This window comes from Streptomyces sp. NPDC049585 (assembly GCF_040675615.1).
Lineage (GTDB): Bacteria > Actinomycetota > Actinomycetes > Streptomycetales > Streptomycetaceae > Streptomyces > Streptomyces luteosporeus.
This window is the reverse complement of the sequence record NZ_JBFAPE010000007.1, coordinates 121801-142807: the sequence shown is the minus strand read 5'-3', so window position 1 is coordinate 142807 and position 21007 is coordinate 121801. Positions and strand designations below refer to the sequence as shown.

Below are 21007 nucleotides of genomic sequence, written 5' to 3'. Positions count from 1 at the left end.
GACCATGAGTCACACCGTCATGCAGATCCTCCTCGCCGCGATCGTCGTCGTGCCCCTGCTCGGCGCCGTTGCCGCCCTGCTGCCGGCCCCGCCCGGCCTGAAGGGCAGGAGCCCCGAGCAGGCCGTGCTGCGGCACGGCGTCACCGTCACCGGTGCCGTCCTCGCCCTGGCCGTGGCCCTCGCCGCCGGTTTCGACCACGGCCATCCGGCGCGCATGCAGGCGACCACGGACGTCAGCTGGATCCCCGCGCTGCACATCCGCATCCACCTCGGCGTGGACGGCGTCTCGCTCCCCCTCCTCGTGCTGACCGCGCTGCTGACCTTCCTCAGCGCGCTCTACAGCTACCACCGCATGCCGCAGGGCCCGTCTCCCAAGGCATTCGTGGCGCTGCTGCTCGTCCTGGAGGCCGGCACCCTCGCGACCTTCGCCGTCCTCGACCTGATGCTGTTCTTCCTCGCCTTCGAGATGGTGCTCATCCCGATGTACTTCCTCATCGCCCGCTGGGGCGGCGAGGGGCGGGGACCCGCCGCGTGGCGGTTCATCCTCTACACGCTGCTCGGCTCCGTGGTGATGCTGCTCGGCCTCCTCCTGGTCGGGATCAAGGGCGGCACGTTCGACATGGTGGCACTCGCCACTGACAACGGCGCCTCGCTCAGCCACACCACGCAGCTCATCGCCGCTGTGGCCATCGGCGTCGGACTGGCCGTCAAGGCCCCGATGTGGCCCCTGCACACCTGGCTGCCGGACGCCCACACCTCCGCCCCCACGGTCGGATCGGTGCTGCTGGCGGGCGTCCTGCTGAAGATGGGCACCTACGGGTTCGTGCGCATCCTGCTGCCGATCGTGCCGGACGGCGCGCACACCTTCGCGCCCTACCTGGCCGCCTTCGCGGCCGTCGGCATCGTCTACGGCTCCCTGGTCTGCCTGGCCCTGGCCCGCTCGGGCGGCAAGGGCGACCTCAAGCGCCTGATCGCCTACTCCTCGGTCGGCCACATGGGTTTCGTGCTCCTGGGCATCGCCACCCTCACCCCGACCGGCCTCAACGGCGCGCTGTTCGCCAACGTCGCCCACGGCCTGATCACCGGCCTGCTCTTCTTCCTCGTCGGCGCCCTGAAGGACCGCTACGGCACCTCCGACCTCGACAGCCTCTCCGGCACCACCGGCGCGGCCCTGTACGGCCGCGCCCCCCGCCTGGGCGGCCTGCTCGCCTTCGGCGCGGTCGCCTCGCTGGGCCTGCCGGGGCTCGCCGGGTTCTGGGGCGAGATGCTCGCCATGTTCGCCTCCTTCCGCCCCGCCGACGGGCTCAGCCGCCCCGCGTTCCTCACCTTCATGGCCCTCGCCGGCCTGGGCACCCTGCTCACCGCCGCGTACCTGCTGGTCGTGGTGCGCCGGGTGTGCATGGGCGAGAAGCGCGACGAGACCCCGGCCCTGGCCGACGTCCACGGCTACGAGTTCGCCGCCTGGAGTCCGCTCGTGGCCCTCACCGTCCTCGCCGGGCTGTGGCCCGCGGCCCTCATCGGCCTCACCGACCCTGCCGTTCAGCAGCTCCTCGCAGGAGGCAAGTGATGGGTTCGCTGGTCCAGTCCGTCGACTGGCTCGCCATCGCCCCGCCGACCGTCGCGGCCCTCGTCGCGCTCGTCGTCCTGGTCGCCGACCTCTTCCTGCCCGAGGAGCGCAAGCCGCTCCTCGGCTGGCTGTCCATCGGCGGACTCCTCGCCGCCTCACTCGCGCTGCTGCCGCTGCTGGACGGCGACCGCTCCACCTTCTGCATCGTCGGACGGGACTCCTCCTGCAGCTACGTGGCCGACCACTTCACGCTCGTCGTGCAGTTCCTCGTCCTCGGCGGCGCCCTGCTGACGGCCCTGCTGTCCCTCAGCGCGATCGCCGACCACAAACTGCCCGCCGGCGAATTCTGGTTCCTGCTGCTGTCCTCGGCCGCCGGCGCCGCACTCCTGCCCGCCTCCCGCGACCTCGCCACCCTCGTCGTCGCCCTCGAAGTGGCCTCGCTGCCCGCCTTCGCCCTCGTCGGCATGCGCCGCGGCGACCGCCGCAGCTCCGAGGCGGCCCTGAAGTTCTTCCTGTCCTCCGTCACCGCCACCGCGGTCACGCTGCTGGGCGCGAGCTTCGTCTACGCCGCCACCGGCACCCTGCACCTGAACGGCATCGCCGCCGGCCTCGGCCACACCGACCCGCGCCTGGCCGTCCTCGCCAAGGCCGGCATCGCCCTCACCCTCGTCGGCTTCGCCTTCAAGACCGCCGCCGCGCCCTTCCACTTCTGGGTGCCCGACACCTACGTCGGCGCCCCCGTGCCCGTCGCCGCGTACCTGTCGGTCGTCGGCAAGGCCGTCGGCTTCACCGGCCTCATCCTCGTGACGGTCGTCGCCTTCCCGGCGTACGCCGACGTGTGGGGCCCCGCCCTCGCCGTCCTCGCCGCCCTCACCATGACCGCCGGCAACGTCGCCGCCCTGCGCCAGCGCCCCGACCGCGCCCACAGCGCCGTGCGCCTGCTGGCCTGGTCCTCCGTCGGCCAGGCGGGCTACCTCCTCGTCCCCGTCGCCGCCGCCGGCTACAGCGACCGCCCCGGCCACGCCATCGGCTCCACGGTCGCCTACGCCCTGATGTACGCGGCCGTGAACCTCGGCGCCTTCGCGGTGGCCGCGCTCGTCGCCCGTACCAGCCCGGCCAACCGCCTCGCCGACTACCGCGGGCTGTACGCCCGCAGCCCGCTGGCGGCCCTCGCCCTGGGCTTCTTCCTGCTGTGCCTCGCCGGACTGCCGCCGGGCATCATCGGCCTGTTCGCCAAGGTGACCGTCTTCTCGGCCGCCGTGGACGCGGGGCTGGGCTGGCTGGCGGTCGTCATGGCCGTCAACGTCGTGATCGCCCTGTACTACTACCTGCAGTGGACGGCGCTGCTGTTCCGCCCGGCGCAGACGGCGGCCCCCGCGAAGCTCCGCATCCCCGCCCCCCTCACGGCGGCCATCACCCTGGCGGCCGTACTGGGCGTCGCCCTCTCGGGCGCCCCGCAACTGGTGCTGCGCTTCGCCGCCGGAGCGCTCCTGTAGGGACGACGGCCGCCCCGCGCCCACCGTGCACCAGGGAACTGGCGGCCCTCGCCTGGCGTTGACCAGTACGAAAGGTTCCACTGGTTAAACCAGGTTCAAGGGTTCCCCTGCCGCACCACTTGGAGGGCGTACCGTGCACCGCCGGCACAACGGGCTCAGGACCGCCGTACTCCTCGGCGGACTGTCCGCCCTCATCATCGCCATCGGCAGTGTCTTCGGCCGCGCGGGCCTGATCATCGCCGTGCTCGTCGCCGTGGGCACCAACGCCTACGCCTACTGGAACAGCGACAAGCTGGCCCTGCGCGCCATGCGCGCCCGGCCCGTCAGCGAATTCGAGGCCCCCCAGCTGTACCGCATGGTGCGCGAGCTCTCCACCGCCGCGCGCCAGCCGATGCCCCGCCTGTACATCTCCCCGACCGAGGCCCCCAACGCCTTCGCCACCGGCCGCAACCCGCGCAACGCCGCCGTCTGCTGCACCGAGGGCATCCTGCGCCTGCTGGACGAGCGCGAGCTGCGCGGCGTCATCGGCCACGAGCTCAGCCACGTCTACAACCGCGACATCCTCATCTCCTCCGTGGCCGGCGCGCTCGCCTCGGTGGTGATGTTCCTGGTCAACTTCGCCTGGCTGATCCCCTTCGGCCGCTCCGAGGACGACGAGGGCCCCGGCATCGTCGGCATGATCATGATCATGCTGCTGGGGCCCATCGCGGCCTCCCTCATCCAGCTCGCCGTCAGCCGCTCCCGCGAGTACGAGGCCGACGCCTCCGGCTCCCGCCTCACCGGCGACCCCCTGGCCCTGGCCGCCGCCCTGCGCAAGCTCGAACTGGGCACCCAGCGCCTGCCCCTGCCCCCCGAGCCGCGCCTGGAGACGGCGAGCCACATGATGATCGCCAACCCGTTCCGGCCGGGCGAGGGCCTGTCGAAGCTCTTCTCCACCCACCCGCCCATGCGCGAGCGCATCGCCCGCCTGGAGCAGATGGCGGGCCACGACGGCCGCCTCAGCTGATGGTCTGACCGTCCTGCGCCCCGCCCTTGCACACCTTGGTGACCGTGGGCGACAGCACCCCACCGGTCACCTTCACCTCCGGCAGCCCGCCCCCGTCGATGCACGTCCGCAGATCGGTGTCGGAAGGCGCCGCGTACGCCTGAGTGGCAACACCGCCGATGAGAACGACCGCGGATATGGCGGTCGAGAGCAGCAACCTGCAACGCATGGCACTCCCCGTCCTGTCGTGACGTCGGAGCACCCACCATGGCCATGCCGCGCCCCTGGGGGCGCGTTGCGCTGCTCCGTTCGGGTGACCCTAGGATCTCTCCCCACAACTGAACCAACGGGGAAAGGTCCGAACAGGACATGCGACTCACCGGCAAGCGCATAGCCGTCGCCGCTGCGGGCGCCGTGGCGGCCATCGCCGCCACCACGCAGATCATGCCCAGTGCCTTCGGCACCGAGGGCACCACCACGCCCGCCACGGCGGCACCGACGACCGCCGAACCGCAGGACACCGGCACCTCCGCCACCGACGGCACCGTCTTCCGCAACGGCGTCATGACACTCGACGCCGCACCCGCCCACACCACGACGGCACTCGCCGCAGCGGCCGCCGCCCCCCAGGGCGAAGGCTGGAAGATCGCCGACGGCGTCACCAAGTCGCTCGCCACCGGCTACACCATCAAGTTCTACGACCAGCAGTCCGTCGACTGGCTCGGCCGCTACGTCAAGGCCACCGCCGCCGACCTCAAGCGCATCACCAACCTCCCCATCTCCGTCGACACCACGCCCGTCGGCTGGAACTACTCCCGCCCCCGCGGCGAAATCGTCATCGGCGTCCTCAAGCGCCCCTGCGTACCCCCCGCCGACAACGGCCAGAAGGGCTGGAAGGTCGTCCACGACGGCACCGGCACCCTCAACCTCAGCTGCGGCTTCATCTCCACCTCCCTCCCGCAGACCGTCACCAGCGGCCACGCCTACATCGACAGCTCCTTCTTCACCGCCGACGGCAAGCCCCTGCCCCGCTGGGGCGAGACGTTCATGCGCAACCACATCAGCCACGAACTCGGCCACACCATGGGCCTCACCCACGCCGACCGCAGCCCCACGCGCGGCGACTGCGCCGTCGGCAAGGACTCCGGCGAAAAGCCCATCATGTGCACCGACAACCACGGCTACACCGACGGCCGCGCCGGCACCTACATCCAGCAGTTCGACGTCCAGGGCCTGCGCCACCTCGCCACCGCCGCCGGCGTCGTCGTCCCGCCCCAGGGCCGCATCACCGGCCTCGGCGGCAAGTGCCTCGACGTCAAGGGCGCCAAGCCCGACAACGGCACCCAGATCCAGCTCTACACCTGCAACAACACGGTCGCCCAGTCCTGGATCCTCGCCCAGGACGGCAGCATCCGCGCCCTCGGCAAGTGCCTGAGCACCGACGGCACCAACACCACCCTCTCCGACTGCAAGGGCACCGCCACCCAGCGCTGGACGGTCAACACAAAGGGCCAGATCGCCCACACGGCCTCCGGCAAGGTCCTGGACGTGACGGGCGGCAGCACGGCAAACGGCACGAAGATCCAGCTCACCACCCCGAACACGAACAAGCGCCAGCTCTGGACGGTCCCGAAGTAACGCCCCGCTGGAGGCCGGCCTCACGTCCGGCCGGCCTCCAGGTAGCGGGGGACTGCGTCCCCCAGTGCCGCCAGCGCTGCGGCAGCGCGCATCCGCGTACGCGGGGGCAGCAGGTGGAGGGCTTCGTCCGGGACGAAGAACGCGCACGCCGACAGCTCGTCGTCCGTCGGACCGAGGGTCCCGCGCTGTTCGGCCCCGAGCACGCCCCCGTCGAATATGAACGCCAGTTGGTCGTCCCACGGGCCGTGCGGCGGCACCCAGTCGACGCACAGCAGGCCGTGCAGGTCCACCGCGAGACCGAGTTCCTCCCGCAGCTCGCGCCTTGCCGCTTCCCGCGGCGACTCGTTGGCCTCGGCCATCCCGCCGGGCAGGTCCCAGGCTTCCTTGTAGGTCGGCTTGACCAGCAGCACCCGCCCGACGTCGTCCCGAAGGAGCACGTCGGCAGCCACACGCTTCCTTGCCTGCTTCGCGTTGCCCTCCGCGAGGTAGGCGTTCCACTCGGCCGTGCCCGGTCGAGGCGCGCTGCTCATCCCGTGGCCAGGAGGAGGGTGCGACGGCGATGGACTTCGGCATGAGCATCCAGGAAGCCGGCCACGGGCCGGTACCCCCGATGAGGAGCCATCACCGCTGCAAGTGCGGCCAACTGCTGGGTGATCCGCGCCGACCCGAGCGTTCCACACGCGCTCAACACGCGATGTCCCGTCTCACACGCCGCCTCCAGCTCCCGCTGCTGTGCGCGGATGGTGGCCAGCGCGATCTGACCGAACACCCGGCTCCTGGCACGGTCTCCCGACCGCAGAGCCACAGCGCGTTCCGCCGCCGCGGCAGCCTCCGCCAGCAGCCCCAGATCCTGCAGGACCAAGGCCCTCTCACTGGCCAGCGCAGCGGCATCGAACGAGCTCAGCCAGCCCGAGGACTCCTCCGGCGCGCCGACATCCCGCTGCGCTGCGTCCAGCGCCGCCTGGGCAGCGCGTTCGTCCCCCAGCCGGGCGAGCGCCCGGGCCTCCATGGCATGCAGCCGTGCCGACAGCATCGGCACGGGCGCATCCAGGCGAGCCCGGCCCGCACGGGCCAGCGAGACCGCTTCCCGCGGGCGGCCGACCTGCAGGGCCAAGTGGCTCATGCTGGCCATGATGTTGGCCCCGAGAGCAGGATCGGCTCCGGCGGTCGCCAGGGCCAGCGCCTGCTCGAAGTGCTCGCGGGCCCGCCCGTCCCGGCCCGAGTCGTGGGCCATCCAGCCCGCCATCTCCGTCAGCGACGCCGCAGCCCGGAACACCTGCCCCGCATCATGGCCGGCCTCGCAGCCGAACAACCTGGGCGCCAGGCTGTGATGCAGGTAGTGCAGAACGGAACCATAGAGGTGCCCACCCCCGAGCCGGCGGTCGGCAACACGGAAGGACTTCACGGCGGCCATGTCGGGCCCCGAGGGCGCCCCCGCCGGCTCCGCCGGCACGGCGGTCGACTCCCAGGGCCGCGGCGCGAGCCGAATGAGCGTGCCGGGGACACGGAGGCCGTCGGCGATCCGCTCCATCTTTTCGACGCTCGTGACGCGCCCCTCGCCCCGCGCCAGCTTGCCCACCCGCTCCGGCTTCATGTCGCACGCGTCCGCAATCCGCATGAAGCTGATCCCGCCCCACTTCCGCACGAGGGCGAAGAACGTCCCGAAGTCATGACGCGCCAGCGCCGCCCGCACGTCCTCGCGGGCGAGCACAGTTTCCGGAACGGCGATCAACTGGGTACTCCCGGCTGGGCGGTTCGAGGTGCCAAGTCTACCCACCGGAGGGAGACCGCCAGGGGGAATCATGCCCCCACCCACGGCACCGAGCATGGGCCCATGCTCACCAAACCCCCTACGGTCACCCACCGTTGGCGCCACACCGCGCGTTCCATTCCCCTGGCCCGCGCCGAATTGAGGAAAGCGCTGGCGGACTGGCATCTGACGGCCATCGAGGACGATTCCCTGGTCGTCCTCTCCGAGCTGCTGACGAACGCCGTCGTCCACGCCCGCGTGCCGCGCGACCGCCGGATCGAGACCCGCTTCGAGCACCCGGTCCGCGACACCGTACGCATCTGCGTCGACGACGCGGACCCCACCCACCCGCACCCCGGCCGAGGCCTGTCCCTCGTCGCCGCCCTGTCCTCCAGCTGGGGAGTCAGCGGCCGCAACGGCGTGGGCAAGCGCGTCTGGGCCGTCCTCCGGGCGGAGCGGTCCGAATGATCCTCCTCGCCTACATGCTGCAACGCGGCGACGTCGTCCTCGACGGGCGGCAGGCCCATCGCGTCGGCACGATCCTTCACCAACAGCACACGGTCACGGTGGTTTTCGCAGGCGGTCGAACGCTCACCATTCCACCCGCCCATCCCCTGCACGTACGCCGCACCTGGCCGCCGCCGCGCTCGTAAGGTTGGCGCATGGAATCCGAGCCGAACGACGTCAAGTGGGTGTACGCCGGCCCCAACTTCCTCTTCCCCGCGTCCGCCGACACCCACTACCCCCCTTGCCCCAACCTCATGAGGCGCCCTCGTCCCGAGCCGGACGACGAATTCGACGACATTCCCGACTTCCTGAAGTAGCGTCCACCACGGCCCGCACCCGAACGCCCAGCCACCCGACCCACCTGACACGAGCGGAGCGTCTCCACCGGCGCAAGCCACATCGCGGCAGCAGCCAGCTCCCCCTCAGCCACAACCAAACGGCGCGATCTCCTCACGCACCCGCATCCGCGACGGCACGAGAACGGCGACCAGCCCCAAACCCACCCGCAGACTGGGAACCAAGGCGCGCCCCCCCACCCCTCCCCTCGTAGCCGGCCAAAGCTTTGACCTGAACTCGCCACCGGCCCTACGCACAACCACCCACGCCCCCTCCCCAATTGCCCTGAATTTCCGGCATGCCCTGTCTGTGCCCGCCACTCGCAGGAAAGGCCTCCCGGGAAGGTGGGAAAGACGGGAAGGGTCGGCAAGGGAGGTGGGCGAGACGATGGTTCTGCTGGATCTGCAGGTGATGAGGCCCGACGAGGGCGAGGAAGCGCTGCTGCAGCTGGGGCGCAGCATCGGCGACGACAACAGTGAATTGAGCGTGATTCTCTGCCACGAGGAGTGATCCCCTAAGGGTTCGTTCAGGGTCACTGGCCAGGCGCGCCCAGGAACTGGGATTCGAAGCCCCGGCGTCTTATGGAGCACGGAACCCATGCTGGTGAGAGGCTTGAATCATGAGGTTGATCCTGAATGTCGTCTGGCTGGTGCTCTGCGGGTTCTGGATGGCGGTGGGCTATCTGGTCGCGGGGCTCATCTGCTGCCTGCTGATCGTCACCATCCCCTTCGGCATCGCCTCGTTCCGGATCGCGGCGTACGCGTTCTGGCCCTTCGGGCGGACGACGGTGGAGCGGCGGGATGCGGGGGCCGGGTCGTTGCTCGGGAACGTCATCTGGATCGTCTTCGCCGGCTGGTGGCTGGCGCTGGGCCACATCGTCACCGGCATCGCGCTGTGCCTGTCGATCATCGGCATCCCGCTGGGCATCGCGAACTTCAAGCTGATCCCGATCTCCCTGATGCCCCTCGGCCGCGAGATCGTCCCCTCCGACCGGCCCTTCGCCACCCGCTGATCCGCTGACCCGCTGATCCACTGACCCGCTGCTCCGCAGCTGCAACGACGAGGGCGCGTCCGGAACGGTTCGTACGAACCGTTCCGGACGCGCCCTCGTCAGTCAGTCAGTCGCTAGTCAGTCAGTCAGTCGCTCCGCCGCGCCTAGCGGTAGTTCGTGAACTGCAGCGCGAAGTCGAAGTCCTTGCCCTTCAGCAGCGCGATCACGGCCTGCAGGTCGTCGCGGCTCTTGGAGCTGACCCGCAGCTCCTCGCCCTGGACCTGGGCCTTGATGCCCTTGGGGCCCTCATCGCGGATGATCTTGGCGACCTTCTTGGCGTTCTCCTGGGAGATGCCCTCCTGGATGGAGGCGAAGATCTTGTACTCCTTGCCGGAGAGCTGCGGCTCGCCGGCGTCCAGGACCTTGAGCGAGATGCCGCGCTTGATCAGCTTGGACTGGAAGATGTCGAGGACGGCCTTGACCCGGTCCTCGCCGTTGGCGCGCATCTCGATCTTGTCGCCGGACCATGCGATGGAGGCGCCGACGCCCTTGAAGTCGTAGCGCGTGGAGATCTCCTTGGCGGCCTGGTTGAGGGCGTTGTCGACCTCCTGCCGCTCGACCTTCGAGACGATGTCGAAACTGGAGTCGGCCATATTGAGTTGGCTCCTCGTACGTAGATCCATCAGGGGGGCGCGGCCCTACGAGGGGCCGCGCTGCCAGCCTAGTCATCCGGGGCCCGATCGACCGGCTGTGAACCGAGTGGCGGACCACCCCAGGTCATCGGGTATGGTTTACGTCGTTGCCACGGAGCAGCTCGAAAGAGCGACCGAGGTGACTCCCATGGCGGTGTGCCCGAGTGGCCAATGGGAGCGGACTGTAAATCCGTCGGCTTAGCCTACCCAGGTTCGAATCCTGGCGCCGCCACGGAACGAGGCCCCTGACCTTCACGGTCAGGGGCTTCTTTCGTTTTCCGGCCTCGTCGCCCTCAGCCGAGCGCCTTGACCGCCTCCTCCACCGGCGTGTCGCCGCCGATCAGCTCCAGCGTCAGGCCCATCGCCCCGCGCTCCGGCTCGTCCAGCAGGGCCGCCAGCACCGCCGCCACGTCGTCCCGGGAGACGTCGCCGCGGCCCGTGGAGCCCGCCGACAGGGTCACCCGGCCCGTGCCCGGCTCGTCCGTCAGCCGGCCCGGGCGCAGGATCGTCCAGTCCAGGCCGGCGCGCGAGCGGATGTCCGCGTCCGCGGCGCCCTTGGCCCGCAGGTAGGCGGCGAAGACCGGGTCCGTGCCCTCGGGTGGCTCGCGGTCGGCGCCCATGGACGAGACGACCACGAACCGCCGGACGCCGGCGGCCTCGGCCGCGTCCGCGAAGAGCACCGCGGCGCCCCGGTCGACGGTCTCCTTGCGGTCCGCGCCGCTGCCCGGTCCGGCGCCGGCGGCGAAGACGGCGGCGTCGGCGCTCTCCAGGTGCCGGGCGACGTCCGCCACCGTCGCGGATTCCAGGTCGCACACGACGGGTTCGGCGCCCGCCGCCAGTAGGTCACCTGCTTGCTCCGGGCGGCGGATGAGCCCCGCCACCTCGTCTCCGCGCCCGGCGAGCAACCGCTCCAGCCGCAGCGCGATCTGACCATGTCCTCCAGCGATGACAATGCGCATGATCCGACCGTAACCGAACGTAGCGCTCCCGTCGCGGGGCCGTCAGGGCTGCTAGGGCCTGTCCGGCGGATCTTCGTCACGCGCCACCACGGCGCCCCGTAAGGGGCGCGGGGAACTGCGCGATCAACCAGCGACGGCCCGCAGCTCACACGCCACCCCGGGATCCGGGCAATCTGCGGGCGCATCGTGGCTTGTCGCGCAGTTCCCCGCGCCCCTTACGGGGCACTGCATGATCCGCCGGACACGGCCTAAGCCCCACCCCCCGACCCGCCTCCCGCCCCGCTCCCCGGTCCGCCTCCCGGCCCGTCCCCCCGGGGTGACTGCCGCGGCGATTGCCGCGGCAGCTCCAGGGCCGCCGCACCGTGCGTCTCGCCGGACCCCTCGGACGTACCGCCTCCGCCTCCGCCCCCGCTCCCGCCCCCGTGGTCGCCGTACTCGCGCACCGCGCTGGTCCGGGCGACGACGCGCCCCTGGTGGACGACCAGGCGGCTGTAGCCCAGGGACAGGGCGCCGGCGATGCCGGTGCCCCGGACGGCCAGGAGCTCGGCGGGGAAGCCCGCCTCGACGCGTACCTCGGGCAGCCCCATGGCCGTACGGGCCCGGGCGCTCACCGCCTCGTACGCCTGCGCCGGGGACAGCTCGGCGTGCGAGGCCAGCAGGAACGCGGCCTCCAGGGGGTCGCCGCGCCCGACGGGGTTGGCGGCGTCGCGCAGGGCGCCGCTGCCGGCGGCGACCTGGACGCCCACGGCGCGCAGCAGCCGTACGGGGGCGCACCAGGCGCTGCGTCCGCCGCTGACGGCACCGCAGTCGCCCTGGGGCAGGCAGACGACGGTGACGCCGGCTGCGGCCAGCTGCTGGCCCGCGCGGGCGGCCTGGTCGCGGGGGAGGCGGGCCAGGGCGCCGCAGGGGCCCACGGTGACGCCGGGCCGCAGCCCGCCGGCCATGGCGGCGAGCCGGGCGAGACGGGCCGGGTCGCCGCCGTCGGTGTGCAGGTCGACGGCGCAGCCGTGGTCGGCGGCGAGGGCGAGCACGGCCTCGGCGTAGCCGGTGGGGTCGGGGTCGAGGTCGGGGCAGCCGCCGACGACGGTGGCGCCCATGGCGACCGCGTCGCGCAGCACGGCGAGCCCGTCGGCACCCGCGGCGCCGGTCAGCAGCCGCGGGACGGCGACGACGGTGAGGTCGGTGAGGGTCTGCAGGGTCCGGCGCGCGGCCAGGACGCCTTCGAGCGCCCGCAGTCCCGTCACGTCGCCGACGCGCACGTGGCTGCGGACGGCCGTGACGCCGTGGCCGAGCTGCAGCAGGGCGGCCTCGGTGGCGCGGCGCTGGACGTCCTCGGGGGCGTGGGCGGCGGGGCCGCCGATGTCGGCGGTCAGGGCGGTGTCGTAGTGCGCGTGGGGTTCGGCGGGCGCGGGCAGCAGCAGGTAGCCGGTGAGGTCGACGCGCGGGCCGGGGGCAAGGCTGCCTGCAGTGCCGACGGCCTCGATGCGGCCGCCGCTGAGGCGCACGTCGACCACGCGCCCGTCGGCGAGGCGGGCACCGCACAGCACCAGCGCGCCCTCGCCCGGCGCCGGGGCGGCGGCGTCGCCGCCGTGGCCGGCGGGCTGCGGCTGACTGTCGGGCATCGCGATCCTCCGGTGGCCGGGGCAGGCATGATCACGCGGCTGTCCGAGCGTAGGCCGCGGGCGAAGCCGGTTCGCGCAGGCGGCGGGTAGTCGTTGAATAGTCGTACCGGCGGTCGTACCGATGCCGGTGTACGCGCCCGCACCGGCAGCGGTTTTACGGGTCGCCTGTGGGGGATCGGGTGGGGGATCCGGTGGGGGGTGCGACGGAGGATCCGGCAGGCACCGGCGCGCCGGGAGAACGCGCTGGCAGGGGGCCGCCGGGTACGGATTTCACCTTCGGCCGCAGACCGTGTAATGTCTTCCTCGCTCGCCCCAATAGCTCAGTCGGCAGAGCGTCTCCATGGTAAGGAGAAGGTCAACGGTTCGATTCCGTTTTGGGGCTCTGGTGGGGAAGGTTCCTCCGTCTTCGGACGGGGGAATCAACCTCATCAAAGCGGCGTAGCTCAGTCGGTAGAGCAAGCGGCTCATAATCGCTGTGTCACCGGTTCAAGTCCGGTCGCCGCTACACACAGTAGCCGATTGTGGGGTCGGTCCTCCGATCGGCTACTCTTTTCTGCGTTGAATCCGTCCATCCGTCAAGGAGCACTCACGTGGCTGCCACCGACGTCCGCCCGAAGATCACGCTGGCCTGCGTGGAGTGCAAGGAGCGGAACTACATCACCAAGAAGAACCGGCGTAACGACCCGGACCGTCTTGAGATGAAGAAGCACTGCCCTCGCTGCAACGCCCACACGGCGCACCGCGAGACGCGTTAAGCGCAAACAGGTCGTTCATGAGGCCGCCCCCGGCTCCCGGGGGCGGCCTCATGGCGTATTCACGTACGCAAGCCCAGTCCACTCAGGAGGTTCCGAGCCATGGCGCTCGACCAGTCCTTCGTCGGGCGGACCTATCCGGCGACCGACCCCTACGAGGTCGGCCGGGAGAAGATCCGCGAGTTCGCCGAGGCCGTCGGCGACGCCAACCCGGTGTACACCGACCCCGAGGCCGCCAGGGCGCTCGGCCACCCCGATGTGATCGCCCCGCCGACCTTTGTGTTCGCGATCACCTTCCAGGCCGCCGGCCAGGTCGTCCGGGATCCGAAGCTGGGGCTGGACTACGACCGCGTGGTCCACGGTGATCAGCGGTTCGAGTACGTCCGCCCGGTGCGCGCCGGCGACCTGCTGACGGTCACCTCCACCATCGACTCGATCAAGTCGTTGGCGGGCAACGACGTGGTGACGGTCCGCGGCGAGGTGCACGACGCGGACGGCGAGCTGGTCGTGACCGCGCACACGAAGCTGGTGGCGCGTGCCGCCGAGGAGGCGTGAGATGGCTGCCGCGGTTTCCTACGACGACGTCGAGGTCGGCACCGAGCTGCCGGCGCAGTCCTTCCCTGTGACCCGCGCCACGCTGGTGCGCTACGCGGGCGCCTCGGGCGACTTCAACCCGATCCACTGGAACGAGAAGTTCGCCAAGGAGGTCGGGCTCCCGGACGTGATCGCCCACGGCATGTGGACCATGGCCGAGGCGATCCGTGTGGTCACCGACTGGGTGGGCGACCCGGGTGCCCTGGTCGACTACGGCGTGCGCTTCACCAAGCCCGTCGTCGTGCCGAACGACGACAAGGGCGCGGTCGTCGAGGTCGCCGCCAAGGTCGCCGCCAAGCTGGACGACGAGGCCCGTACGGTGCGGGTGGACCTGGTGGCCACCTGCGCGGGGCAGAAGGTGCTGGGCATGTCCCGGGCCGTGGTCCGGCTGGCCTGAGCCTGCGTCTCACCGCGTCGCGCCTGAGCCTGCACCTCACGCTCGCGCCTGAGCCTGCACCTCACGCGTCGCGTAAGGGGCGTCCGCCATGATCGGGCGCCCCTTACTCCGCCCTTGACATGCTAGTGAGTGGTCACTAACTTACTGCTTCATGGTCAGGATGAGCGCCGAAGAGCGCCGCGAGAGCGTCGTCCGCGCCGCGATCTCGGAGTTCGCGCGCGGCGGGTACGAAGGCACGTCCACCGAGGCGATCGCCCGCCGCGTGGGCGTCTCGCAGCCGTACCTCTTCCGGCTCTTCCCGGGCAAGCGTGCGATCTTCCTGGCCGCGGCCACCCGCTGTCTGGAGGAGACCACCCGGCTCTTCGCGGACGCCGCGAGGAACGCCCCTCCCGGCGGCATCCCGGCCGCCATGGGGGCCGCGTACGCCGACATGATCGAGCGCGACCGCGAGAAGCTGCTCATGCAGATGCAGATGTACGTCGCGGTCGCGTCCGCCGAAGCGGCCGGGGACCACGAGTTCGGCCACCCCATCCGCGAGGGCTGGCTGAGGCTGCGGGACACGATCCACCTCGCGCTCGGCGCCGACGAGAAGGTCTCGAGCCGCTTCCTGGCCGAAGGCATGCTCATCAACACCCTGCTCGCCCTCGGCTTCCCGGCCGGCCACCGCGTGTGGGGCGGCTTCGACGACGAGGGCTGCTAGGCGGCTGCCGCCGCGTGTGCGCGATCGGTCATCGGCGGGTGGGGCCCGGCGTGGCACTCCGACTGCGGGCCGCCGGTGGTCGATCGCGCAGTTCCCCGCGCCCCTATGGGGCGCCGTGGCGCCGCAGGATCGCCATACGCCCTCTGCCGTACCGGCCAAATTTAGTAATCACTCACTAATAAACCTTTCGGGGGGTTTCCGTGACCGACCGCTCCAGGGCCGCCTGGGCCCTCGTCATCACCGGCATCGCCGGCTTCATGGCCGCGCTCGACAACCTCGTCGTCACCACCGCCCTGCCGGCCATCCGCAAGGACCTCGGCGGGGCGCTGGAGGACCTCGAATGGACCGTCAACGCCTACACCCTCACCTTCGCCGTCCTGCTCATGCTGGGCGCCGCCCTCGGTGACCGGTTCGGCCGCCGCCGGCTCTTCGTCATCGGTGTGACGATCTTCACAGGCGCCTCCGCCGCGGCCGCCCTCGCCCCCGGCATCGAGGCCCTCGTCGCCGCCCGCGCCGTCCAGGGCGTCGGCGCCGCCGTGATGATGCCGCTGACCCTCACCCTGCTCACCGACGCCGTACCGGCCGGGCGCCGCGGCATGGCGTACGGCATCAAGGGCGCCGTCGACGGCCTCGCCGTGGCCACCGGCCCCCTGATCGGTGGCACCCTCACCGAGCACATCTCCTGGCAGTGGATCTTCTGGCTCAACGTGCCGCTCGGCATCGCCCTCGTCCCCCTCGCCCGGCTGCGCCTGCGCGAGTCCCGCGGCTCCGGCGCCCGCCTCGACGTCGTCGGCACGCTCCTGGTCAGCGGCGGCCTCTTCGGCATCGTCTACGGCCTGATCAGCTCCCACTCCGCCGGCTGGACGGGCACGAAGGTCCTGGTCAGCCTGGGTGCGGGCGGGGTGCTCCTGGCCGCCTTCGCCGTTCACGGCACGCGGGCGAAGAACCCCATGCTGCCCATGCGCCTCTTCCGCAGCCGCGCCTTCAGCGGGATCAACGCGGCCAGCCTGCTGATGTTCTTCGGCATGTTCGGCTCGATCTTCCTGCTCAGCCAGTTCCTGCAGAACGTGCTCCACTACTCGCCCACCGAGGCCGGCCTGCGCATGCTGCCGTGGACCGCCATGCCGATGGTCGCCGCCCCGCTCTCCGGCGTCCTCGCCGACCGGATAGGCAGCCGCCCGGTGGTCGCCGCCGGCCTGGCCCTGCAGGCCACGGGACTCGCCTGGTTCGCCGTCGTCATCGACCCCGGTGTCACGTACGCCACACAGCTTCCGGCGCTGATCGTCAGCGGCATCGGCATGGGCCTGTTCTTCGCACCGGCCGCCAAGCTCGTCATGTCCAGCGTCCGCCCGGCCGAACAGGGCATGGCCTCCGGCGCCAACAACGCCCTGCGCGAAGTGGGCGGCGCCCTCGGCATCGCCGTCCTGAGCACCGTCTTCTCCTCCCACGGCGGCTACGAGTCGCCCTCCCGCTTCACCGACGGCCTCACCCCCGCCCTGTGGACGGGCGCGGCCATGGTGACCGTGGCCGCATTGGCGGCACTCGCGATACCGGCCTCGCGCCGGCGCCGGCCCGTACCCGCCGCGGAGCCGGCTGCGGCCCCCGCGCCCGCGGCCGCCGGGCGCTGAGACCCGCACCCGTACCCTTGTGCCCGTGCAGGAACGACACGACGCCCCCCTCGCCCCCCTGACCACCTTCCGCCTCGGCGGCCCCGCGAGCCGTCTGATCACGGCCACGACGGACGCCGAGGTGGTCGAGGCCGTGCGCGAGGCCGACCGCGCCGGGACGCCGCTGCTGATCATCGGCGGCGGCAGCAACCTCGTCATCTCCGACAAGGGCTTCGAGGGCACCGCCCTGCGCATCGCCACCAGCGGCTTCACGCTGGAGGGCACCCGCCTGGAGCTCGCCGCCGGCGAGAACTGGTCCGACGCCGTCGCCCGCACCGTCGACGCCGGCCTCGCCGGCGTCGAATGCCTCGCCGGCATCCCCGGCTCCGCCGGCGCCACCCCCATCCAGAACGTCGGCGCCTACGGGCAGGACGTCGCCCAGACGATCACCGAGGTCGTGGCCTACGACCGGCACACCGACGAGATCGTCACCCTCACCAACGCCGAGTGCGCCTTCTCCTACCGCCACAGCCGCTTCAAGGCCGACCCGGCGCGCCACGTCGTGCTGCGCGTGCGCTTCGAGCTCGAGGACGCGGACGGGCTGTCCGCGCCCCTGAAGTACGCCGAGACCGCCCGGGCACTCGGCGTCGCCCAGGGCGACCGCGTACCCGTCGCCCAGGCCCGCGAGACCGTGCTCAAGCTGCGCGCCGGCAAGGGCATGGTGCTCGACCCGGACGACCACGACACGTGGTCCGCCGGCTCCTTCTTCACCAACCCCGTCCTCACGGCGGACGAGCACGCGGCCTTCCTCGCGCGCGTCGCCGAGCGCCTCGGGGCGGACGTCCAGCCGCCCGCCTACGCGGCGGGCGACGGGATGGTGAAGACGTCGGCCGCGTGGCTGATCGACCGGGCCGGCTTCACGAAGGGGTACGGGGAGGGGGCGGCGCGGATCTCGACGAAGCACACGTTGGCGCTGACGAACCGGGGCTCCGCGACGACGGAGGATCTCCTTGCGCTGGCGCGCGAGGTCCGGGACGGCGTGCGCGAGGCGTTCGGCGTCACGCTGGTGAACGAACCGGTCACGGTGGGCGTGGCCCTGTAGGGGCGCCTGCGGCGGGCTGATCCCCAGCCCCGCCCTCCCCCAGCTACCGCTGGGGGGACCCCCATCCCGAAACCGGGGGCACGCCCCCGGACCCCCGGGTCCTCAAACTCCCCCAGCCACCGCTGGGAGGTGCCCCCAACGGGCTGGATGCGGCCCGCACCACCCCGCGGCAGCGCTCAGGCCGCCAGCCAGGCGTCGACGCCCGCCAGGAGGCGCTTGCGGACGTCCTCCGGGGCGCGGGAGGCCCGCAGCGACTGCCGGGCCACCTCCGCCAGCTCCGCGTCCGTGAACGCGTGGTGCTCGCGCGCCAGCTCGTACTGCGCCGCCAGGCGCGAGCCGAACAGCAGCGGGTCGTCGGCGCCCAGCGCCATCGGTACGCCCGCTTCGTACAGCGTGCGCAGCGGCACGTCGGCCGGCTTGTCGTAGACGCCGAGGGCGACGTTGGAGGCCGGGCAGACCTCGCACGTCACGCCGCGTTCGGCGAGTTTGCGCAGCAGGCGGGGGTCCTCCGCGGCGCGGACGCCGTGGCCGATGCGGGCCGCGTGGAGGTCGTCGAGGCAGTCGCGGACGCTGCCGGGGCCCGACAGCTCGCCGCCGTGGGGGGCGGCGATGAGGCCGCCTTCGCGGGCGATCTCGAAGGCGCGGTCGAAGTCGCGGGCGAGGCCGCGGCGCTCGTCGTTGGAGAGGCCGAAGCCGATCACACCGTGGTCGGCGTAGCGCACGGCGAGGCGGGCGAGGGTGCGGGCTTCGAGGGGGTGTTTCATGCGGTTGGCGGCGACGAGGACGCGCATGCCGAGCCCGGTCTCCTTCGAGGCGCTCTCCACCGCGTCGAGGATGATCTCCATGGCGGGGATGAGGCCGCCGAGGCGGGGGGCGTACGAGGTGGGGTCGACCTGGATCTCCAGCCAGCCGGAGCCGTCCTTGACGTCCTCCTCGGCGGCTTCGCGCACCAGGCGCCGGATGTCGTCGGGGGAGCGCAGGCAGGAGCGGGCGATGTCGTAGAGCCGCTGGAAGCGGAACCAGCCGCGTTCGTCCGTCGCCCGCAGCCTGGGCGGTTCGCCGCTGCTGAGTGCCTCGGGCAGGTGCACGCCGTACTTGTCGGCCAGTTCCAGCAGGGTCGAGGGCCGCATCGACCCGGTGAAGTGCAGGTGCAGGTGGGCCTTCGGCAGCTTACGGACGTCCCGAACGTTCTCCATTCAGGGATTTTGCCGTACCGGCCCGTCAACCGGAAGGCCCCTTCCCCGCAGGGGGAAGGGGCCGAATACAGGTGCGGGGCGCTGACGCCACCGCTGGTGCCCCTGCTTACGCCTTGGCCTCCGCCAGGAGCTTCTGGAGGCGGGAGACGCCCTCGACGAGGTCCTCGTCGCCGAGCGCGTAGGACAGCCGCAGGTAGCCCGGGGTGCCGAAGGCCTCGCCCGGGACGACCGCGACCTCGGCCTCGTCCAGGATGAGCGCGGCCAGCTCGACCGACGTGGTCGGGCGCTTGCCGCGGATCTCCTTGCCGAGCAGGTCCTTGACCGAGGGGTAGGCGTAGAAGGCGCCCTCCGGCTCGGGGCAGTACACGCCGTCGATCTCGTTCAGCATGGAGACGATCCTGCGGCGGCGGCGGTCGAAGGCGACCTTCATCTCCTCGACGGCCGTCAGGTCGCCGGACACGGCCGCGAGGGCGGCCACCTGCGCGACGTTCGACACGTTGGACGTGGCGTGCGACTGCAGGTTGGTGGCGGCCTTGACGACGTCCTTGGGGCCGATGACCCAGCCCACGCGCCAGCCGGTCATGGCGTACGTCTTGGCGACGCCGTTGACGACGATGCACTTGTCGCGCAGCTCGGGCACGACGACGGGCAGCGAGCAGAACTCGGCGTCGCCGTAGACCAGGTGCTCGTAGATCTCGTCCGTCAGGACCCACAGGCCGTGCTCGGCGGCCCAGCGGCCGATCTCCTCGACCTGCTCGCGCGAGTAGACCGCACCGGTCGGGTTCGACGGGGAGACGAAGAGCAGCACCTTCGTGCGCTCGGTGCGCGCCGCCTCCAGCTGCTCGACGGAGACCCGGTAGCCGGTGGTCTCGTCGGCGACGACCTCCACCGGGACGCCGCCGGCCAGGCGGATCGACTCGGGGTAGGTGGTCCAGTACGGGGCGGGGACGATGACCTCGTCGCCCGGGTCCAGGATCGCGGCGAACGCCTCGTAGATCGCCTGCTTGCCGCCGTTGGTGACGAGCACCTGGGAGGCGTCGACCTCGTAGCCGGAGTCGCGCAGGGTCTTGGCGGCGATGGCTGCCTTCAGCTCGGGCAGGCCGCCGGCCGGCGTGTAGCGGTGGTAGCGCGGGTCGCGGCAGGCCTCGACGGCGGCGTCGACGATGTAGCCCGGGGTGGGGAAGTCCGGCTCGCCGGCGCCGAAGCCGATGACCGGGCGCCCGGCGGCCTTGAGGGCCTTGGCCTTGGCGTCCACGGCGAGGGTCGCCGACTCGGAGATCGAACCGACGCGGGCGGAGACCCGGCGCTCGGTGGGGGACTGGGCAGGAGGAACGGGAGGAGTCGCAGCGGTCATGAGGGCATCGTTGCAGACCCGCCGGAACGCCGGCACACCGTTTGCGTGCCCCTGTCAGAAAGGGTGAACCGGGCCCTGTCCGGGAACGCCGCGACAAAGGCTGTTCGACGATCCGCTCCGGACCACGTACACTCATCCCTCGTTGGCCTCCAGCAGCGAATCCGGCCTCGCACACACCGTGCGTCCGGGCGGATGCGGTACGTTGGGGGAACACAAAGGGTCGTAGCTCAATTGGTAGAGCACTGGTCTCCAAAACCAGCGGTTGGGGGTTCAAGTCCCTTCGGCCCTGCTACACGCATCGTCACCAGGGTGCGTGCGTGCGTACGTACTGAAATGCACCGCCGTGCGGCTCACCCGGGCGCGGCACGGCCACGACCCGGATTCAGGTGAGGACGTAGTGACGGAAGCCCTTGGCTCCACCGCGACGCCTGAAAGCGGTCGTCCCGAGGACGAGGTGGCCGGCAAGAAGGGCCGCCGGGGCGGAAAGCGCGCCAAGAAGGGCCCGCTGGGCCGGCTCGCACTGTTCTACCGCCAGGTCGTCGCCGAACTCCGCAAGGTCGTGTGGCCCACCAGAGGCCAGTTGTCGACCTACACCACCGTGGTGATCGCGTTCGTCTGCATCGTCATCGGTCTGGTTACCGTGATTGACTATGGGTTCCAGCAGGCCGTCAAGTACGTCTTCGGCTGAGCCCCCGCGCGAGGCGGCCTCCCTGTGGAGGTCCGCCCTTTCGCACGTTCCACCCCTTGAAGCCAGGAAGAAGC

General features: G+C 71.5%; 24 protein-coding genes and 4 tRNA genes. 20 read left to right on the top strand and 8 right to left on the bottom strand.

Features of this window, described 5'->3' with window-relative positions:
• Positions 1-19 precede the first annotated feature (19 nt).
• The 3 genes from AB0K17_RS11305 (at position 20) to htpX (ending at position 4069) form a co-directional block, all read left to right on the top strand.
• Positions 20-1567, top strand: coding sequence for an NADH-quinone oxidoreductase subunit M (locus AB0K17_RS11305; protein WP_365968800.1), 1548 nt, complete (start codon positions 20-22; stop codon positions 1565-1567).
• Complete coding sequence (locus AB0K17_RS11300) at positions 1567-3063, top strand: NADH-quinone oxidoreductase subunit N (protein ID WP_365968757.1); 1497 nt, start codon at positions 1567-1569, stop codon at positions 3061-3063. The genes AB0K17_RS11305 and AB0K17_RS11300 overlap by 1 nt, the downstream gene beginning before the upstream one ends.
• Before the next feature lie 133 nt (positions 3064-3196).
• On the top strand, positions 3197-4069 hold the full coding sequence (gene htpX / locus AB0K17_RS11295; protein ID WP_365968756.1) for a zinc metalloprotease HtpX: 873 nt from the start codon (positions 3197-3199) through the stop codon (positions 4067-4069).
• On the opposite strand, the gene AB0K17_RS11290 is transcribed toward htpX, so the two are convergent.
• Entirely contained in the window at positions 4062-4277 is a 216-nt protein-coding gene (locus tag AB0K17_RS11290; protein ID WP_365968755.1) for a hypothetical protein, read from the bottom strand. The two genes, htpX and AB0K17_RS11290, sit on opposite strands and share 8 nt — an antisense overlap.
• A gap of 140 nt (positions 4278-4417) precedes the next feature.
• Between AB0K17_RS11290 and AB0K17_RS11285 the strand changes: the two genes are divergently transcribed.
• Positions 4418-5686, top strand: a complete 1269-nt coding sequence (locus AB0K17_RS11285) for a ricin-type beta-trefoil lectin domain protein (protein ID WP_365968754.1) — start codon at positions 4418-4420, stop codon at positions 5684-5686.
• Between the two features lie 20 nt (positions 5687-5706).
• Here the strand turns inward: AB0K17_RS11285 and AB0K17_RS11280 are convergent, their stop codons facing one another.
• Complete coding sequence (locus AB0K17_RS11280) at positions 5707-6216, bottom strand: NUDIX hydrolase (protein WP_365968753.1); 510 nt, start codon at positions 6214-6216, stop codon at positions 5707-5709.
• Positions 6213-7418 carry an XRE family transcriptional regulator gene (locus AB0K17_RS11275; protein ID WP_365968752.1) on the bottom strand — a complete coding sequence of 402 codons (1206 nt, stop codon included), beginning with the start codon at positions 7416-7418 and terminating at the stop codon, positions 6213-6215. Before AB0K17_RS11275 ends, AB0K17_RS11280 begins: the two co-directional genes overlap by 4 nt.
• A 102-nt stretch (positions 7419-7520) precedes the next feature.
• Here AB0K17_RS11275 and AB0K17_RS11270 point away from each other — a divergent pair, with 102 nt between their 5' ends.
• The 5 genes from AB0K17_RS11270 (at position 7521) to AB0K17_RS11250 (ending at position 9291) form a co-directional block, all read left to right on the top strand.
• Positions 7521-7904 carry an ATP-binding protein gene (locus AB0K17_RS11270; RefSeq protein ID WP_365968751.1) on the top strand — a complete coding sequence of 128 codons (384 nt, stop codon included), beginning with the start codon at positions 7521-7523 and terminating at the stop codon, positions 7902-7904.
• Positions 7901-8089 carry a hypothetical protein gene (locus AB0K17_RS11265; RefSeq protein ID WP_365968750.1) on the top strand — a complete coding sequence of 63 codons (189 nt, stop codon included), beginning with the start codon at positions 7901-7903 and terminating at the stop codon, positions 8087-8089. The genes AB0K17_RS11270 and AB0K17_RS11265 overlap by 4 nt, the downstream gene beginning before the upstream one ends.
• Before the next feature lie 9 nt (positions 8090-8098).
• Positions 8099-8260 carry a hypothetical protein gene (locus tag AB0K17_RS11260; protein WP_365968748.1) on the top strand — a complete coding sequence of 54 codons (162 nt, stop codon included), beginning with the start codon at positions 8099-8101 and terminating at the stop codon, positions 8258-8260.
• Positions 8261-8654: 394 nt separating this feature from the next.
• Positions 8655-8789 (top strand): SapB/AmfS family lanthipeptide, encoded by a 135-nt coding sequence (locus AB0K17_RS11255; RefSeq protein WP_365968747.1) that lies wholly within the window; start codon positions 8655-8657, stop codon positions 8787-8789.
• Positions 8790-8898: 109 nt separating this feature from the next.
• Positions 8899-9291 (top strand): YccF domain-containing protein, encoded by a 393-nt coding sequence (locus AB0K17_RS11250; RefSeq protein ID WP_365982827.1) that lies wholly within the window; start codon positions 8899-8901, stop codon positions 9289-9291.
• A gap of 143 nt (positions 9292-9434) precedes the next feature.
• Here AB0K17_RS11250 and AB0K17_RS11245 read toward each other — a convergent pair whose 3' ends face one another.
• Positions 9435-9923, bottom strand: a complete 489-nt coding sequence (locus tag AB0K17_RS11245) for a YajQ family cyclic di-GMP-binding protein (protein WP_365970021.1) — start codon at positions 9921-9923, stop codon at positions 9435-9437.
• A gap of 189 nt (positions 9924-10112) precedes the next feature.
• On the opposite strand from AB0K17_RS11245, the gene AB0K17_RS11240 reads away from it, so the two are divergent.
• Positions 10113-10194 (top strand) — tRNA-Tyr (locus tag AB0K17_RS11240).
• 61 nt (positions 10195-10255) lie between these two features.
• On the opposite strand, the gene AB0K17_RS11235 is transcribed toward AB0K17_RS11240, so the two are convergent.
• Both AB0K17_RS11235 and AB0K17_RS11230 read right to left on the bottom strand, forming a co-directional pair.
• Positions 10256-10921: an SDR family oxidoreductase gene (locus tag AB0K17_RS11235; RefSeq protein ID WP_365970022.1), complete on the bottom strand. Its 666-nt coding sequence runs from the start codon at positions 10919-10921 to the stop codon at positions 10256-10258.
• Between the two features lie 248 nt (positions 10922-11169).
• Positions 11170-12543 (bottom strand): hydrolase, encoded by a 1374-nt coding sequence (locus AB0K17_RS11230; protein WP_365982826.1) that lies wholly within the window; start codon positions 12541-12543, stop codon positions 11170-11172.
• Positions 12544-12852: 309 nt separating this feature from the next.
• On the opposite strand from AB0K17_RS11230, the gene AB0K17_RS11225 reads away from it, so the two are divergent.
• From AB0K17_RS11225 to AB0K17_RS11190, 8 genes are all read left to right on the top strand, one after another.
• A tRNA-Thr gene (locus tag AB0K17_RS11225) sits at positions 12853-12925 on the top strand.
• Positions 12926-12975: 50 nt separating this feature from the next.
• Positions 12976-13048 (top strand) — tRNA-Met (locus tag AB0K17_RS11220).
• 85 nt (positions 13049-13133) lie between these two features.
• Positions 13134-13298 (top strand): 50S ribosomal protein L33, encoded by a 165-nt coding sequence (rpmG, locus tag AB0K17_RS11215; protein WP_004571794.1) that lies wholly within the window; start codon positions 13134-13136, stop codon positions 13296-13298.
• A 99-nt stretch (positions 13299-13397) separates the two neighbouring features.
• Positions 13398-13850, top strand: coding sequence for a MaoC family dehydratase N-terminal domain-containing protein (locus AB0K17_RS11210; protein WP_344435233.1), 453 nt, complete (start codon positions 13398-13400; stop codon positions 13848-13850).
• Between the two features lies 1 nt (position 13851).
• Positions 13852-14286: a MaoC family dehydratase gene (locus AB0K17_RS11205; protein ID WP_365970024.1), complete on the top strand. Its 435-nt coding sequence runs from the start codon at positions 13852-13854 to the stop codon at positions 14284-14286.
• A gap of 151 nt (positions 14287-14437) precedes the next feature.
• On the top strand, positions 14438-14986 hold the full coding sequence (locus AB0K17_RS11200) for a TetR/AcrR family transcriptional regulator (protein ID WP_365970025.1): 549 nt from the start codon (positions 14438-14440) through the stop codon (positions 14984-14986).
• A gap of 200 nt (positions 14987-15186) precedes the next feature.
• Positions 15187-16614 (top strand): DHA2 family efflux MFS transporter permease subunit, encoded by a 1428-nt coding sequence (locus AB0K17_RS11195; RefSeq protein WP_365970026.1) that lies wholly within the window; start codon positions 15187-15189, stop codon positions 16612-16614.
• Positions 16580-17695 (top strand): UDP-N-acetylmuramate dehydrogenase, encoded by a 1116-nt coding sequence (locus tag AB0K17_RS11190; protein WP_365970035.1) that lies wholly within the window; start codon positions 16580-16582, stop codon positions 17693-17695. Before AB0K17_RS11195 ends, AB0K17_RS11190 begins: the two co-directional genes overlap by 35 nt.
• A 176-nt stretch (positions 17696-17871) precedes the next feature.
• Here the strand turns inward: AB0K17_RS11190 and AB0K17_RS11185 are convergent, their stop codons facing one another.
• Positions 17872-18891, bottom strand: a complete 1020-nt coding sequence (locus tag AB0K17_RS11185; RefSeq protein WP_365970027.1) for an adenosine deaminase — start codon at positions 18889-18891, stop codon at positions 17872-17874.
• 106 nt (positions 18892-18997) lie between these two features.
• Complete coding sequence (locus AB0K17_RS11180; protein WP_365970028.1) at positions 18998-20245, bottom strand: pyridoxal phosphate-dependent aminotransferase; 1248 nt, start codon at positions 20243-20245, stop codon at positions 18998-19000.
• A 216-nt stretch (positions 20246-20461) separates the two neighbouring features.
• Between AB0K17_RS11180 and AB0K17_RS11175 the strand changes: the two genes are divergently transcribed.
• Both AB0K17_RS11175 and secE read left to right on the top strand, forming a co-directional pair.
• Positions 20462-20534, top strand: a tRNA-Trp gene (locus AB0K17_RS11175).
• 108 nt (positions 20535-20642) lie between these two features.
• A complete protein-coding gene (gene secE, locus AB0K17_RS11170) occupies positions 20643-20933 on the top strand; it encodes a preprotein translocase subunit SecE (RefSeq protein ID WP_365970036.1) in 291 nt (96 codons plus the stop codon).
• Positions 20934-21007: the final 74 nt, after the last annotated feature.

Coding starts and splice junctions, on each gene's coding strand:
- AB0K17_RS11305 (WP_365968800.1), top strand. CDS start 20: ATGCAGATCCTCCTCGCCGCGATCGTCGTCGTGCCCCTGCTCGGCGCC.
- AB0K17_RS11300 (WP_365968757.1), top strand. CDS start 1,567: ATGGGTTCGCTGGTCCAGTCCGTCGACTGGCTCGCCATCGCCCCGCCG.
- AB0K17_RS11290 (WP_365968755.1), bottom strand. CDS start 4,277: ATGCGTTGCAGGTTGCTGCTCTCGACCGCCATATCCGCGGTCGTTCTC.
- AB0K17_RS11285 (WP_365968754.1), top strand. CDS start 4,418: ATGCGACTCACCGGCAAGCGCATAGCCGTCGCCGCTGCGGGCGCCGTG.
- AB0K17_RS11280 (WP_365968753.1), bottom strand. CDS start 6,216: ATGAGCAGCGCGCCTCGACCGGGCACGGCCGAGTGGAACGCCTACCTC.
- AB0K17_RS11270 (WP_365968751.1), top strand. CDS start 7,521: ATGCTCACCAAACCCCCTACGGTCACCCACCGTTGGCGCCACACCGCG.
- AB0K17_RS11265 (WP_365968750.1), top strand. CDS start 7,901: ATGATCCTCCTCGCCTACATGCTGCAACGCGGCGACGTCGTCCTCGAC.
- AB0K17_RS11260 (WP_365968748.1), top strand. CDS start 8,099: ATGGAATCCGAGCCGAACGACGTCAAGTGGGTGTACGCCGGCCCCAAC.
- AB0K17_RS11250 (WP_365982827.1), top strand. CDS start 8,899: ATGAGGTTGATCCTGAATGTCGTCTGGCTGGTGCTCTGCGGGTTCTGG.
- AB0K17_RS11245 (WP_365970021.1), bottom strand. CDS start 9,923: ATGGCCGACTCCAGTTTCGACATCGTCTCGAAGGTCGAGCGGCAGGAG.
- AB0K17_RS11235 (WP_365970022.1), bottom strand. CDS start 10,921: ATGCGCATTGTCATCGCTGGAGGACATGGTCAGATCGCGCTGCGGCTG.
- AB0K17_RS11230 (WP_365982826.1), bottom strand. CDS start 12,543: ATGCCCGACAGTCAGCCGCAGCCCGCCGGCCACGGCGGCGACGCCGCC.
- AB0K17_RS11210 (WP_344435233.1), top strand. CDS start 13,398: ATGGCGCTCGACCAGTCCTTCGTCGGGCGGACCTATCCGGCGACCGAC.
- AB0K17_RS11205 (WP_365970024.1), top strand. CDS start 13,852: ATGGCTGCCGCGGTTTCCTACGACGACGTCGAGGTCGGCACCGAGCTG.
- AB0K17_RS11200 (WP_365970025.1), top strand. CDS start 14,438: ATGGTCAGGATGAGCGCCGAAGAGCGCCGCGAGAGCGTCGTCCGCGCC.
- AB0K17_RS11185 (WP_365970027.1), bottom strand. CDS start 18,891: ATGGAGAACGTTCGGGACGTCCGTAAGCTGCCGAAGGCCCACCTGCAC.
- AB0K17_RS11180 (WP_365970028.1), bottom strand. CDS start 20,245: ATGACCGCTGCGACTCCTCCCGTTCCTCCTGCCCAGTCCCCCACCGAG.